Source organism: Aquimarina sp. TRL1, from assembly GCF_013365535.1.
Classification (GTDB): Bacteria; Bacteroidota; Bacteroidia; order Flavobacteriales; family Flavobacteriaceae; genus Aquimarina; species Aquimarina hainanensis.
On record NZ_CP053590.1, the window covers coordinates 4,885,364 to 4,899,341 of the forward strand.

The 13,978-nt window shown below is 35.6% G+C and carries 15 protein-coding genes; 3 read left to right on the forward strand and 12 right to left on the reverse strand.

Annotation, left to right across the window (positions count from 1 at the left end):
* Positions 1-6: 6 nt before the first annotated feature.
* Complete coding sequence (locus HN014_RS20160; protein WP_254884048.1) at positions 7-564, reverse strand: hypothetical protein; 558 nt, start codon at positions 562-564, stop codon at positions 7-9.
* Positions 565-871: 307 nt separating this feature from the next.
* Here HN014_RS20160 and HN014_RS20165 point away from each other — a divergent pair, with 307 nt between their 5' ends.
* The 3 genes from HN014_RS20165 to HN014_RS20175 all read left to right on the forward strand — a co-directional run bounded on the left by HN014_RS20165 (position 872) and on the right by HN014_RS20175 (position 2,920).
* Positions 872-1,219, forward strand: coding sequence for a YciI family protein (locus HN014_RS20165; protein ID WP_176030636.1), 348 nt, complete (start codon positions 872-874; stop codon positions 1,217-1,219).
* Entirely contained in the window at positions 1,209-2,423 is a 1,215-nt protein-coding gene (locus HN014_RS20170) for a DUF6596 domain-containing protein (protein WP_176030637.1), read from the forward strand. Before HN014_RS20165 ends, HN014_RS20170 begins: the two co-directional genes overlap by 11 nt.
* A gap of 89 nt (positions 2,424-2,512) precedes the next feature.
* Positions 2,513-2,920, forward strand: a complete 408-nt coding sequence (locus HN014_RS20175; RefSeq protein WP_176030638.1) for a hypothetical protein — start codon at positions 2,513-2,515, stop codon at positions 2,918-2,920.
* Positions 2,921-2,923: 3 nt separating this feature from the next.
* Here the strand turns inward: HN014_RS20175 and HN014_RS20180 are convergent, their stop codons facing one another.
* From HN014_RS20180 to cobW, 11 genes are all read right to left on the reverse strand, one after another.
* A complete protein-coding gene (locus tag HN014_RS20180) occupies positions 2,924-3,637 on the reverse strand; it encodes a hypothetical protein (protein ID WP_176030639.1) in 714 nt (237 codons plus the stop codon).
* A complete protein-coding gene (locus tag HN014_RS20185; RefSeq protein WP_176030640.1) occupies positions 3,634-4,731 on the reverse strand; it encodes a cobalt-precorrin-5B (C(1))-methyltransferase in 1,098 nt (365 codons plus the stop codon). The genes HN014_RS20180 and HN014_RS20185 overlap by 4 nt, the downstream gene beginning before the upstream one ends.
* Positions 4,728-5,471, reverse strand: a complete 744-nt coding sequence (locus HN014_RS20190) for a precorrin-6A/cobalt-precorrin-6A reductase (protein WP_176030641.1) — start codon at positions 5,469-5,471, stop codon at positions 4,728-4,730. The genes HN014_RS20185 and HN014_RS20190 overlap by 4 nt, the downstream gene beginning before the upstream one ends.
* 99 nt (positions 5,472-5,570) lie before the next feature.
* Positions 5,571-7,424 (reverse strand): precorrin-4 C(11)-methyltransferase, encoded by a 1,854-nt coding sequence (gene cobM / locus HN014_RS20195; protein WP_254884049.1) that lies wholly within the window; start codon positions 7,422-7,424, stop codon positions 5,571-5,573.
* 100 nt (positions 7,425-7,524) lie between these two features.
* Positions 7,525-8,706 carry a precorrin-6y C5,15-methyltransferase (decarboxylating) subunit CbiE gene (gene cbiE / locus HN014_RS20200; RefSeq protein WP_176030642.1) on the reverse strand — a complete coding sequence of 394 codons (1,182 nt, stop codon included), beginning with the start codon at positions 8,704-8,706 and terminating at the stop codon, positions 7,525-7,527.
* A gap of 53 nt (positions 8,707-8,759) precedes the next feature.
* Positions 8,760-9,410, reverse strand: coding sequence for a hypothetical protein (locus tag HN014_RS20205; RefSeq protein WP_176030643.1), 651 nt, complete (start codon positions 9,408-9,410; stop codon positions 8,760-8,762).
* A 30-nt stretch (positions 9,411-9,440) separates the two neighbouring features.
* Positions 9,441-10,100, reverse strand: a complete 660-nt coding sequence (bluB, locus tag HN014_RS20210) for a 5,6-dimethylbenzimidazole synthase (RefSeq protein ID WP_176030644.1) — start codon at positions 10,098-10,100, stop codon at positions 9,441-9,443.
* 1 nt (position 10,101) lies between these two features.
* Positions 10,102-11,460, reverse strand: a complete 1,359-nt coding sequence (gene cobJ / locus HN014_RS20215; RefSeq protein WP_176030645.1) for a precorrin-3B C(17)-methyltransferase — start codon at positions 11,458-11,460, stop codon at positions 10,102-10,104.
* Positions 11,457-12,149 carry a precorrin-2 C(20)-methyltransferase gene (gene cobI / locus HN014_RS20220; protein WP_176030646.1) on the reverse strand — a complete coding sequence of 231 codons (693 nt, stop codon included), beginning with the start codon at positions 12,147-12,149 and terminating at the stop codon, positions 11,457-11,459. Before cobI ends, cobJ begins: the two co-directional genes overlap by 4 nt.
* Positions 12,150-12,154: 5 nt before the next feature.
* Positions 12,155-12,739 (reverse strand): cob(I)yrinic acid a,c-diamide adenosyltransferase, encoded by a 585-nt coding sequence (locus HN014_RS20225; RefSeq protein WP_176030647.1) that lies wholly within the window; start codon positions 12,737-12,739, stop codon positions 12,155-12,157.
* Positions 12,740-12,745: 6 nt separating this feature from the next.
* Positions 12,746-13,840, reverse strand: a complete 1,095-nt coding sequence (gene cobW, locus HN014_RS20230; RefSeq protein ID WP_176030648.1) for a cobalamin biosynthesis protein CobW — start codon at positions 13,838-13,840, stop codon at positions 12,746-12,748.
* Positions 13,841-13,978: the final 138 nt, after the last annotated feature.

Here is a 13,978-nt window from a genome sequence, read left to right on the forward strand (position 1 = left end):
TAGAAATTATCCCGTCAGGTTTTTAATACATTTTTCTCGTAACATCCAAATTGTTTCAAAATCGAGTTCCATATTGTTTTCTTCAATCCAGTCTTTTAGAAATGTCTTGTGATACGCTACTTTATAAGTAGCAACCTGTTCGGGGCGGATTTCTTTTTCTATTAATATATCCTTTTCTATTTTAGTAATATCCGATTTTATAGTGGTTCCGTCAAAACGAGCTGTTCCTATTTTTAAATAACAATGTGCTTCAGGAATAAAATTCAATGAATGACCTGTCAGAACCGTTCCTATACCAGGAGTATTCGTTTGATTCATTTTATACATCCCCAACAACAAGGTTACATCAGGAATATTATTTAGATCCGCCATTTTTTTTAAAAACGCATGTTTAGAACTACATGTTCCTTTTTTTTCTAGCAGTACTAAATCTGGATTCTTCCTATTCTTATTTCTACCATATGGTAATGCGCTAACATAATGAAGTAATGCATTCCAGGAAAGTACTCCTTGACTAGTAATTGTTTTTGTAAGTAAATCATCCGAAATCAATGTATAGTCCATATCCAAGATTATTATACTGCTTGAAAGATACGCATATCTCTGTATATCTATTACTTATTTTATTAATTATTCCTTCTATTCATATTGTATAAAATATCTTTTGTATTTTGAATATTGCTACGCTTCAATATCCTTTTCTTTAAAAGAAATTAAAAAAAAATATACAGTAGTGTCCAAAAACTAAGGAGTAGATTGTCTTTATAATAAACTACAAATGAAATGAGCTATCGAAAACATATTGGTATCCACCAAAATGATTACGGGTGAATTTCATCTGATAGTTAGAAATCAATTAAAAAAATAACAGATGAAAAAATTTATTTTATTATTACGAGATGAGTTAGAAACCTTACAACAATTATCTCCTAAAGAAATAGAGAACTTGGTACAATCACATATGGAATGGGCACAAAAATTAGAAGAAAAGAAATTCTTAATCTCTGGAGATGGATTAGAAGAAAAAGGAGTCCTCATTCAGGGCAAAGATTGTATTATCAAAGATGGTCCTTATATAGAATCCAAAGAGATGATAGGCGGGTATTATTTATTACAAGCAGAAACGTTGGAAGAGATTATTGAAATTGCTAAAGAATGTCCGTGTCACCTATGGGGAGGCACAACAGAAATCAGACCCATTATGGACTATGATGCCTAAAAAAAACATACATTATAGTACTATAGCAATTAATTTCAGAACATTGTACGGGAAGCTTTTCGCTTCCCTTTATAAACAATTTAATACGATTCCTGTTTATTACATCGAGGAGGCGATTCAGAATGCGTTTTACAAAGCATTAAAAAGCTGGAAACACAATGCAATACCTAAACAACCGGAGAATTGGTTTTTTATCGTCGCCAAAAACGATTTATTAAATCAACTAAAAAAAACTACCTATGCGATTGCTGATAAAACTCTTTCTACAGATACAGAACAAGAAATTGAAACGACCAAAGATCTCCGCTTAGAAACCTTATTATATTTTGCTTCTCTACCTTTCATTTCTCCTGAATCCAAGTTGCTGTTTATTCTCAAAAATCTTTTTGGGTTGCATGTAAAAGAAATTAGTTCCTGTACATTAATTGAGCAGGAGACCATATACAAGCGTATTAGCAGAACTAAAAAGAAAATTCAGCAACAAAAATTGCAAAATCCTTTAACTGTTGTTCGTCTTACTCCAGAAACACTTGCTGTCACAGAAGAGATATTATACGCGGTATTTAATCTAGGCTTTGACTCCATACATGAAAAAAACGAAGAACTGGTTAATGAAGACCTATGTTTAGATGCGATGGCTCTATTAAAAAAACTACTAGAAAAAACGAAAGAAACTTCTACCAGAAACCTGTTTAGTTTATTCTGTTTTCACATTGCTCGCTTACAAACAAAACAGGCCAATAATATACCTATTCCTTTTTTTAAACAAGAACGGAGTCAATGGGATCAACGTTTTATTCACTTGGGGTTTCAATACCTCAATAAACCTCAAAAACTCACCAAGTTTTATATAGAGGTCGTAATGATCAGTAATCATATGACCACTCCCCGTTTTGATCATGCATATTGGGAAGACATTACGTATTACTATCGATTACTTACCGATATCACAACTTCTCCTATCCCTAAAATCAACCTATGTTATTGTCTTCATAAAATCAATAAAACGGAGGAAGCTATACAAATACTTAACAACATCAAACATCAACTCCCCAAAAATCACCTTTATTACACTTTGGTTTATGCAGAATTGGTCAAAGACACATCTCCTAAAACTACCTCTTCTTTATTACATACATTACTGGAAACACTTCCGCAATCATTTAGAAAAAAATATATTCTGGAGCAGCTACTGTCTGAGTAAAAATAAATTCTCGACAATTCTCATTTTTTATTTTGTTACGCTAAACCCTTTGAATAAAAATGTGAAATCCTGAAGTATTTTTGTGATATTTGCAAAAAAAGCTCATTAAAACAAAACAATTACATACAAAGGGGGATCATATACTTGCGGTAAGAAAGCACGTATGGTATATCTTATCTCAGAGTTATCTGGATACGGCTATTGACATTTCTGATATTATATATATGGGAAATGAACTGGCTAAAAGTAATCTTTCGATTTCCCAAATAAGAGACATTGACCGTTATGAGGTCCTTCCTGTATTAAAATACAATCTGATTTCTCCTGCCGGAGTATGGACTGATTTTGATAAAGAGTGGCTTTTTAAAGAATGTCATAAGATGTACACAAAAAGAAATCATTGGTCACATCGGTTAAAAACCGGTACTTATAACTTCTTTTTTTACAAGCATTTCCGAAAAAAATTCTGGACAAGATTAGAAGAGCACATCCATTAATATTTAATGTGACATCACATTATACATTACTAATAAACCTGCCAGTATCGAAATAATTCCTATAACTCCATTCATCCATTTAAAAATAGAGATATTTCGTTCGATAAATCGGCTCATTGCAAAAATTAATACATAACTATATACTCCCATTGCCAAAATCACTCCGACAGATTCTACAATTAAGATTAATATTGCATCTGATATCGTTTCTGCTCCAATAATAAGAGCAGAAGTCAATGCTCCTCCAGTACCAGCTAATCCATGCAACATTCCTACCCAGAAAGATCGGTTGATTGGGTTCATAGCTATCTCTTCTCCTGATTTTCCATGAAGGTGGATTGGGTTTCCTGCTACATGGTCATGGGCTTCTATTTTCTTATGATCCGCCATCATATCATTAATTTTATGATTTCTACGGATAGCCATTATTCCCAGCCATATCATAATCGGACCTACTGAGACCTCTGCCCAAAAAGAAATATTTTCTACAAAGGCTAATAATGCCGAGCGAAACAACAAAGCTATTCCTCCAAATAATAATAAGGTAACTGAATGTCCCATCGCCCACTGAGAGGCCGTCATCACAGTTTTAAAAGTGACTTTCTTTTTTTGGATTGCATTTTCTGCCGCCAATACTGATACTGCCGACATATGATCAGGTTCGAAAGAGTGTAAAATACCCGCTATAAGTGGGCGTGTCAGGTTCATTATATTCATATACTATACGGTATGTGTGTTCCCTCTGCATTGATCAGGTAGATCGACAACTTTATATTTGGTGCCAGTTGTATGCAATGGTTATAACACTTTTGTAATAATAATTGATAAAATTTTTCACAGCTCGTAAAAGTAAAAATTTCCTGTAGACGACCTGCCATATTTAACATTAAAACTTTTTTTGCAATTTCTTCCTCATATGCTGCTTCTATAGCCAATTCGTAGATGAATTTTTTGTCCCAGGAGGTTTTCCCACTATGTGTATTGAGTTGTCCCTGAGCTAATTTTGCCGCTTTTCCAAGCATAATCCCCATATAAACAGTCTTTATTTCAGGTGACGAATTGATTTTTTCAAAAGTTTCTCTTATCCAGTTTCCATAATGGATACAAGCATAACTTTCTATAGTTGGAAAAATTGATTTTAACATTTTTTCACTTCTTGCTCCTGAGTTAATTAATAAAGTGGTTGCATTATTTGCTACTGCAACATCAATCCCCTGTTCTATACTGGCAATATAGGAGGATGCTGAGAAAGGAGTAACAATTCCTGAAGTCCCTAGAATAGAAATTCCTTTTAGGATTCCCAATCGGCTATTCAGTGTTCTCTTGGCTATTTTTTCTCCATCTTTAACACCTACTGTAATGGTTACTCCATATGCTGTTAACTGATAATCCGATAAGATTTTTTTACAGACAGTTTCCATCATTCTCCGAGGAACCGGATTAATTGCCGGTTCTCCGATCGCGATTTCCAAACCTGGTAATGTCACAATCCCAACACCTTCTCCTCTTCTGAAAATGATCTCTCTTTCTTCGTTTAATTCGACTGTTACCTGAATTGTCGCTAAATGAGTTACATCCGGATCATCTCCTGCATCTTTTATCGTACTACAAGAAGCCTGCGCTTTATCAATGGTAAAATTCGTAAGATAAAAAGCTGCTACTTCCCCTACCGGTAATTCAATAGTAATTTTCTCTACGGGCTGTTGTGTAACCAGTCCTAATAAAGCTGCTTTGGTACAGGCAGTAGCACATGCTCCTGTGGTATACCCTCTTCGGAGAGGCCGGTCTGGTATGTCTCGTAATTCACTCAACTGTACTGCTTACTCATTAACTTTATTAGTTCCTGTTTTTTGGTTATACGAATATATCGATCTGATAGTATTGGGCGCTCCAGAATTACAATAGGAATTGCACACTCAACAGCTGCTTTAATTTTATCGTATAACCTTCCTGAACTACCACTTTCTTTTGTAAATATTACTTCAGGATTTATATCCCGAAATAACTTCTTTTCTTCTATTACAGATTGCGGATATCCATATATTAATTGGGTTTCAGGAAACCCTGAAGCCAGGGCTATATTCCTGGAAGAATCCCTGTCTAAAATACGAAACCAGGTTTTATTCTCTTCCCAATATCTCTTCAAATGGGAAATCGTTTGTACTCCTGATAATGCCAGCATGGATGTATATCCTAGGTTTTCTAACAACTGTAGTACCTGATTATATGTTGCAATATAGAATACCTCCGGGTGTTTCTCTCTTGGTTCGAAATGCCGCTCCCATCGATACAATTGTATTTCCTCAGGAACTGTAACAATGGTTTTATGAAGCTGTTCTGCAAATGGATGAGCCGCATTAAGAATTATATCTATCTTTTCTCTTTCACAAAACTCTCTTAATAGTTTTTGATCCATTGCTCCATATATAGCAGTACCTTTTCCCGTAAAAGGCACTTTTGTTTTTGTAGTATAGTAATACGGAATATTCAGGTCATCTAATACCCCTGAAACTATCTTTCCTTCTGTCGTACCCCCAAAAACTAATATCATGTTATTACTCTACAATCGAGGTTTAAACATTTTGAGATTCACCTCGAAATTAAAATTTTATTTTCAATCGTAATATCTAGCTCCTCAAAACTAAGGTGTTTACTTTACAATCTTTTTCTCTTTTTTTCTAAAAATATGATGCCACTTTTCATCGTATAACCAAGATCTGTTTTTACGAGCTCCTATAGCTTCTCCTACAACAATCAGCACTGTGCGGGTCAGTTTATTCTCTTTTATAATAGCTGTCAGTTCCCCTAAGGTTCCAGTCCATACAGCTTCATCTTCCCAACTTACTCTATACAATACGGCTAAAGGGGTGTTATCCGGGTAATATTCTAATAATTGTGCCTGTACTTTCTTAGCTATTCCAGCACTTAAAAAGATACACATTGTCGCTCGAAGTTTTGCCATATCTGCAATCTTCTCATGTTCCGGCATCGGAGTATTTCCCTCTCCTCTGGTTAGTATAATAGTCTGAGCTACCTCTGGAATGGTAAATTCTGATTTCAGATATGCTGCTGCTGCCTGAAACGAGGAAATCCCTGGAACAATATAGTAATCGTACCCTTTTTCGTCAAAAATGGTCATTTGTTCCTGAATAGCACCATAAATAGATGGATCTCCAGAATGTAAGCGAACAATAAGTTTCCCCTGACTGTAATACTGATCTATAATAGCTATTTGTTCTTCCAATGTCATTGCCGCAGAGTTCCTAACCAACGCTCCTTCCTTTGCCATATGCGTCAGTGCCTCTGGTACCAGGCTTCCTGCATACAAAATGCAATCTGCCTGCTCTAACAGGTACTGTCCTTTTATCGTAAGCAGTTCCGGATCTCCAGATCCTGCTCCTACAATAGCAATTGCAGATCTGCGCTCATACCGATTCGATAAACTGAGCGCATACGTAAATTTCTTTCCTGAAACAGTGACAGCTTTTGTTTTTTCTACAATCCAGGATTCTTGCCCGGAAATTAAGGCTGCAGAAGCTTCAGATACTCCATATACTCCTACTTTTTTCTTCACTACCTCAGAAGGATTTGGTACTTCTATTGTATTTAACTCCTCTCCGCTAAATGTTACAAATGGGATTCCATAGTGAGCAGAAAAATCCAAATAAGCTTGTTCTTTTTCTTTTATTGATGCAGAACCAAACGCATATAAGCTTTCTATCGCTATCCCGTGCTCTTTTAGTGCTTGTTTTATCCCTTCTATAAACAGAGAAGGTTCTATATCTTTGGCACAGCCTGTACCCATCGCCAAACAAGGAGGGTAATACGATATGGTTGGAATACCAGTTTGTAGTACCTGATATCCTACATAAATAACAAGTTTATATGCATGCATATCCCATCCTTGTTCCGTATAATAAACATCCACAAAATTGGGTAATGTTTTTTCTAAAAATTCGGTTCCTTTATTTTTAACCTTTAGAATCAAGGCTGTTTTTTTTCTATTTACGAATAAAGAAATAATCGTATTTAATGGGACTGAACTTCTCATTTGCCAGCCATAGGTACTTCCTAGTAGATCCAATGCCCATAACTCCTGTAAATCACTGGAAGTAGAAATTACCGGAGTAGCTGTCAGAATTCTACTTATTTGTTTCGTAATTTCATTTGCCTTTCCTACATGTCCGCTTAATACGGCTTGTACAAACTTTCCCTGATCATCTACATTGATAACTGCCGGATCAGTATTCTTATTTTTTATAAAGGGAGCAATACTCCTGACACAAATACCCAAAGCCCCTACAAATATCCAAACATTATATTGCTGAAAAGATGTTTCTATTACTTCCCCAATCTTCTCTACATGAGTGACCTCACCAAAGAATACTGTATCCCTTGTCGTAAAAACGTTACTTCTATAAAATTCTTTTTGCAATTTCTGAGCGATTGCAACTCCCTGATCTGTAAAACTGACTATCGCAACTTTATGTATGGATTCTGACATGGCATTCTTTATTTAGAGCTATTTAGTTGTACATATAACAGCATACAAAGATACCTCACAAAATAGTTAATTAGTAATCTTGATTCAGTTTTTTGTATTTCTATTTTTTTATTGCCTTGAATAAATGGATTGTATTATGATTATCTATTGTCATTGCCATATTCTCTACAAGGAGCAACCCTAATCGACTACATACTGTACTAAAAGTCTTTTTGCTTTCTTCCCGTACTGCATTAAAAACGATAATTCCTTCATCAGGAAGTATCGATACTAATCGTTCTAACAATTCTTCTAACCTTCCTCCATGCCCTCCGATAAAAACAGTATCCGGTTCTGGAAGCTTTTCTATATCTTGTTCAAAAAAGTCACCTATTCGTTTTTCAATCTCGAAGACTCCAAACCTCTCTTCATTTTCTTGCATGATCAATTGGCAGGATTCTCTTTTTTCAAAAGCAATTACTTTCAGATTGGGGTTTTTTAATCGTGCTTCAATACTTATAGATCCAGTACAAAATCCGATATCCCATAATACTTTTTTATGCAGAACTTCTAATAAATGAAGGCTTGTCAGACGGACAGGCATTTTGGTAATCATTCCTGGTCTTCCAACTAAACCTCTAAAAGATTGATCTTTTAAACCAAAATCTACCTTTCTATGTTTCTTTTTTACTAGAATTACACAATTGAGGGGATAAAAACTTTCTTTAGAGGTTTCCTCCAGACTAAGTGTTCGTAATCGTTCTTTGTCTCCTTCCAATTCTTCACCTACAATCACTGTATAATTATCATAACCATACCGTAAAAGACGTGCTGCTATTTTATCCGGGCTTTTATTTTTATCCGTTAATACGCCTATAAGCGAGGGTTGTTTTATAATACAATTATCAAGAGCTTCCCATGATCTTCCATGTACGCTGACTGTCTGAAGAGAATTCGAGTTTAAAGCCATCTTGTCTGCTAACAACTGGATAGCGCTATAATGAGATATGATCGTGAAATGTGCTGTTGGATATCTATTTTTTAATGTATTAGCAAATCCGTAGAACAATGGATTACCTGATGCAAAAACTACAATAGTATTTTCTGCTTTTTCATATTGCTCAAATACATTTGTCATAGCCCCCTGAATATAAATCCAATGATGATCTTCCGGAAGAAATGTTTTTACCAAATTGTAATGTCTCTTTCCTCCACTAAAAACTCTGTTTTTTGAGATCAGGTCCTTTTCTCTGTTATTGAAATCAGGAATTTTATTACCAATACCTATTATATTAAAACGCATGTACAAGTGTACATAATTTTATAGTAAATAGATTTTTATTTTGAATTAATTTTTCAAACTCTGGTAACTCCAATATTGAGGTATCTGGCACTTAGTGGAACACCTCCATTATTTAATACATATCGTATACTGATGACATCATTGCTTTGCAAGCTATACATCAATACTCCACTGCCTCCCCACCAATCAGTACCAGGCAGAGATACAAAACCTCTGGTAAGATATCCTACCAAGGTATTGTTAACAAAAGCGGCCAAAATATATTTGGTTGTTCCCGCCGGCATATTACTAGTGGATAAAGATGCAGAAATCATATAAGTTCCTGCAGTGTTGACCTGTATTTTTCCATTTCCGACTACGGCATAAGTGCTTCCGGTATTTGACTGTATATGGCTCGCATTAATGGGTAAATCATAATAAGTATTAGTTGCATTGGATAACAGCGTATTGGATGTACTTTCCTCTCTATTCAGTATTATAGTGCTGCTCAGGTGTTTGGAAACTGGGACCCATTGGGAGCTGTCAAATTGGTAAATTTCTTTATCATCACTATTAAAAATCAATGCTCCTTCTTTAATAGCACTTGTGCTAATTGCATTAATTTCTGTTGCTGATGCTATGGGTAAGTTTAGCAACGAGTTTTCATCTATCTGTGCTATTCCAAATTGAAACAGCAAACATAGCGGTATTCCAAGGTATTTCATGTATTAGGGGTTTATCAGCAATTTTTTTATTTATCCATACTTTTCTTTTATAACTACATCTTGTTGTATTTTCTTTTGTTCCCATTTTTTGATTTCGAGTTCCGGTTTGTTGTAAAACATATCCGTATACCCAAAACACAGGTATGCTATCAGCTGATTTTCCTGCGGGGCATGAAGTACTTTTTTTACCTTTTCAGGATCCAGAATGCTTACCCACCCCATACCAATATTCAGTGTCCTTGCCATCAACCACATGTTTTGTACAGCGCATACCACACTGTATTTTCCCATGTTAGGCATACTGGTCTGTCCTAACACAGGACCGTCTTTAGGTTTATAAAACACTGCCATATTCAAGGGGGCTTCCGTAATTCCTTCGAGTTTTAAAGCGATATATTGTTTTTGTTTCTCATCTGCAAAAAGCAAAGCAGCCTTTTTAGTTTCTTCTGAGAAGGTTTCTTTTATCGCTTTTTTAGTTTCTTTGTTTTCTATAAGAACGAACTCCCATGGCTGAGAAAAACCAACAGATGGAGCTTTTAAACCTGCCTGAATAATTTTATCTATAGCAAAAGAAGGAATGGGTTTATCTAAAAAATGATTTCCTCGAACATCTCTTCGATGCAACATAATTTCTTCTAACAGTTCTTGCTCTTCAGGCATAAATATTCGCTGCGGATGTTCTTCTTTCATCTTATATTTTTTCTGATTCTGTTAATGTAAATGCAGCATTAACGATAGCTGCGGCAAAGTTACTTCCTCCTCTTTTTTCTGTTATAAGAGCATATGGAGTCTCTGAAATCATTTTTAATCGTTCTTTGGATTCTATTACATTTATAAAACCTACCGGAGCTCCTACGATACCTGCTGGGGTTAGTTTCCCTTCGTATACCTGGTCTACTATTTCTATCAAGGCCGTTGGGGCATTACCTATAACAAACAAAGCATCTGGGTATTTTGTTGCTGCCAATTTAATTCCTGCCTGAGATCTTGTCAGTCCTTCTGCAGCTGCTATTGAGAGTGCCTCCGGATCATTCAACAAACAAACTACCTCATTTCCATATTTCGCTGTAAAACTTTTGGTAATCCCCGCCTGTACCATTGTTACATCAGTCACTATCGTACCTCCATTCTTTAAATACTTATGCCACTTTGTTATAGCATCCTTCGAAGTTTTGATATAATGAATATACGCAAAGTCTCCAGAGGTATGAATACATCGTATCGCAGCCCATAAAGCATCTTTAGGCAATGTATTCGACGGAATATTTTGTAGAATTTCCTTAAAACTTGCCTGCTGAATTTCTTCCCCTGTTTCTGGTTTTCTATTTAAATATCCTCTAGGTGTAATGAGATTATTTTTGTATTCGAATGTTTGGCTATTTCCTATCATTACGACACAAAACATATCTACATCTTCTACATTCAGAGTTCCTAATGTAGTTATCTTGATCGTTTCTTCTGAACGCCCTAACTGCTTACAGATAGCAACAGGTGTCATCGGGGATCTGTATTGTAGATAGATGTCTTTTAATGCCTGTAATTGCCAATATCTTTTTTTGCTTTTGGGGTTGTATAGTCCTGTCACAAAATCTCCTGCTGCTGCTGCATGAATTCTCTTCTCTATGGTGGTCCAGGGAGTCATTAAATCAGACAGTGAAATGCAACAAAAATCGTGTCCTAAAATAGCTCCTAGTTTACTGCCGGCTGTCACAAAAGCAGAGATTCCGGGAACTGTTTCTACAGGAATATCCAACTCTTGTTCTGCTACTTTTTGATATACGATAGATGCCATGGCGTAGATCCCTGCATCGCCAGAACCTATCACAACAACATTCTCTCCTTCTGAAGCATGCTTAATCGCTATTTCTGCTCTTTTTTCTTCTTCGCTTAGTTCTTTCCCAATACATAAAACATCTTCCTGAATCAGATGATTTATAAATTGAAAATAATAATGATACCCAATAACAACTGTAGCTTCTGTTATTGCCTTTGTTGCCATAGGAATCATATAATCTGCGTGTCCGGGACCAAGCCCTACAACTTTAATCATTTTCGTATTATTAATAATGAAAAATATGGAATCACCCTATTTTCTAGTATTGTCAAATCTGTAGTAATAAACTCTTTCTCTGTTCCTAAACGTTCGCAATAATAACATTGCCAGTGTTTTTGAAGTATTTGCTGATGAAAGTTTTTCCACCCCGATCTTATTTTCATTAAAACAATGGTGTCAAATTTTTCGAAATAATGCGAGATCTCTTCAATATGTTTTGCTCTGGGAATAATCACTAATTTATCATTCAGTAAGCTTAAGGGAACTTTGTGCTGTGCAGCACCAAGAGAAAATGAATTCACTCCAGGAATTAACCGTACTGGTAAGGAACGTTCTTCCAGAATAGTAAGTATGTAAGAAAAGGAAGCATATAAACTGATATCTCCTTCGCATACAACAGCTACTTTCTTTCCTTTGGTATATGCCTGTTCTATCTTCTGGGCTGTGTCTATATACACCTTTTCTGCAGAAGTTCTGTTATCAGACATTTCCAGATAAAAACCTACAGTTTCTTTATCTGTTAATCGATGATACTCCAAAATTGAATGTACATAACTCTTTTTTACTCCCTGATGTATTGATCCTGGATAGAAAATGACATCCGATTCCTGTAAGATTCTAAGCCCCTTTAATGTTACGAGCTCCGGGTCTCCTGGGCCCAATGCTACTCCATATATTTTTTGCAAAATTATTACTTCTTTTTCTTTTTTCGTTTATATAAAAATAGCTGCCATTTCTCTTCAGCGACTCCTGCTTTATCCATTTCGGCACGTGCCAGCGTAAAAAACAAATCAGATAATCTATTGATATAGGCTACCACATATTCTTCTACCGATTCAGGGTCTTCATGCATCAATGTTACTAATCGTCTTTCTCCTCTTCGTATCTGTGTACGACACATGTGACATAAAGCAGATATTTCATTCCCTCCTGGTAACAAAAAATAATCTGAAGGAGAGCTGATCGAATCTTCTAATTCATCCATCCATTTTTCGCAAAAATCAGCTCCGTCAACAGGTTTGGGATTAGGGTTTTCTTTTTTAGAATCCGAAGGTCTGGCTAAATGAGACATCATATCCATTAAATCTTTTTGAATTCGATGTAAATTTGTTTGCCATTCGTGACTATTCCCTAATTTAGCTCTTAACAGTCCTATCGTTGAATTAGCTTCGTCAATAGCTCCATTGCACTCTATACGAGCTGAATCTTTAAATTCTCTTTTTCCGCCAAAAACTCCTGTTTTTCCGGTATCTCCTTTTCTGGTGTAAATTTTCATTGTTGACTATACTACGGCTGCTGTTTTTAAATAGGATTCCAATGTCTCCAATACTACTTTTTCCTCTAATTTCTCTCCAATAATTACCAGACGGGTAGCACGTGTTTCTTCTGCGTTCCACCTTCTATCGAAATAGTTTTCAAACCTACTGGCTACTCCCTGTACAATCATACGCATTGGCTTTCCTTCCACGTTAATAATTCCTTTAACCCTATATATTTCATAAGTAGTAACAAGTTGTTTTAATCCTGCAATCAATGCCGCTGGCGTATGTGGTTCGCTAATCGTAATAACAATGGAATTAATTGTCTCATCATGATCATGATCATGGTGATGATGTCCATCCTCATCATGGTGATGGTGGTGATGATGTGTCTCATGATGAGAGTGTTTTTCATCTACATGGTCTTCTGCCTGAGCACCTACACCCAATAACACATCTACAGAAACATCTCCCTTAACTGCTGATATGATTTTTATTCCTGCTCCTACTCTATTCTGGATAATACTTCTGACTTCTTCAAAAGCTTCTTTATCTATCAAATCTGATTTGGTCATCAGAATTAAGTCTGCACAGGACAGCTGATCTTCAAACAACTCCTCTATAGAAGATTCATGATCTAAATTCTCATCATCTAATCGCTGTGCCTGAACTCTTGCTCTATCACATATTTCTCCGGTAGCTTGCCCTACACTATCAACTACAGTCACTACAGCATCTACTGTAATTTGTGGTTTCAAATCCGGCCAGTTAAATGCTTTTAACAAGGGTTTAGGCAATGCCAACCCAGAAGTTTCTATAATGATATGATCTATATCTTCTTTTCGCTCCATCAACTGTAACATTGTAGGTAAAAATTCTTCTTGTACAGTACAACATAAACAACCATTACTCAGCTCTAAAATATTCTCTTCCTCACATCCACAATCATTTCCTTTTAATATTTCTCCATCCATTCCCAATTCTCCAAACTCATTAACAATTATAGCAATCCTTCTGCCATTTGCATTTTTTGCGATTTGGTGAATTAAAGTTGTCTTCCCAGATCCGAGAAAACCTGTTATAATTGTTACGGGTATTTTTTGAGTTGTTAATGCCATCGTATTTTCCTAATTTGTTTACCAACAAAGCTATCTATTAAAGTTTAAAAGAAAAAGGAAATCTTGCGAAGTTTAACAATTACCCCGTATATCAATTCTTTTCAAAAAATCTTTTTTCACGTATCATCATAAAGCTGA

Excerpts from the sequence above, each read along its gene's own strand:
- HN014_RS20160 (WP_254884048.1), bottom strand. The coding sequence starts at position 564 with ATGGACTATACATTGATTTCGGATGATTTACTTACAAAAACAATTACT.
- HN014_RS20165 (WP_176030636.1), top strand. The coding sequence starts at position 872 with ATGAAAAAATTTATTTTATTATTACGAGATGAGTTAGAAACCTTACAA.
- HN014_RS20170 (WP_176030637.1), top strand. The coding sequence starts at position 1,209 with ATGATGCCTAAAAAAAACATACATTATAGTACTATAGCAATTAATTTC.
- HN014_RS20180 (WP_176030639.1), bottom strand. The coding sequence starts at position 3,637 with ATGAATATAATGAACCTGACACGCCCACTTATAGCGGGTATTTTACAC.
- HN014_RS20190 (WP_176030641.1), bottom strand. The coding sequence starts at position 5,471 with ATGATATTAGTTTTTGGGGGTACGACAGAAGGAAAGATAGTTTCAGGG.
- cobM (WP_254884049.1), bottom strand. The coding sequence starts at position 7,424 with ATGTCAGAATCCATACATAAAGTTGCGATAGTCAGTTTTACAGATCAG.
- cbiE (WP_176030642.1), bottom strand. The coding sequence starts at position 8,706 with ATGCGTTTTAATATAATAGGTATTGGTAATAAAATTCCTGATTTCAAT.
- HN014_RS20205 (WP_176030643.1), bottom strand. The coding sequence starts at position 9,410 with ATGAAATACCTTGGAATACCGCTATGTTTGCTGTTTCAATTTGGAATA.
- bluB (WP_176030644.1), bottom strand. The coding sequence starts at position 10,100 with ATGAAAGAAGAACATCCGCAGCGAATATTTATGCCTGAAGAGCAAGAA.
- cobJ (WP_176030645.1), bottom strand. The coding sequence starts at position 11,460 with ATGATTAAAGTTGTAGGGCTTGGTCCCGGACACGCAGATTATATGATT.
- HN014_RS20225 (WP_176030647.1), bottom strand. The coding sequence starts at position 12,739 with ATGAAAATTTACACCAGAAAAGGAGATACCGGAAAAACAGGAGTTTTT.
- cobW (WP_176030648.1), bottom strand. The coding sequence starts at position 13,840 with ATGGCATTAACAACTCAAAAAATACCCGTAACAATTATAACAGGTTTT.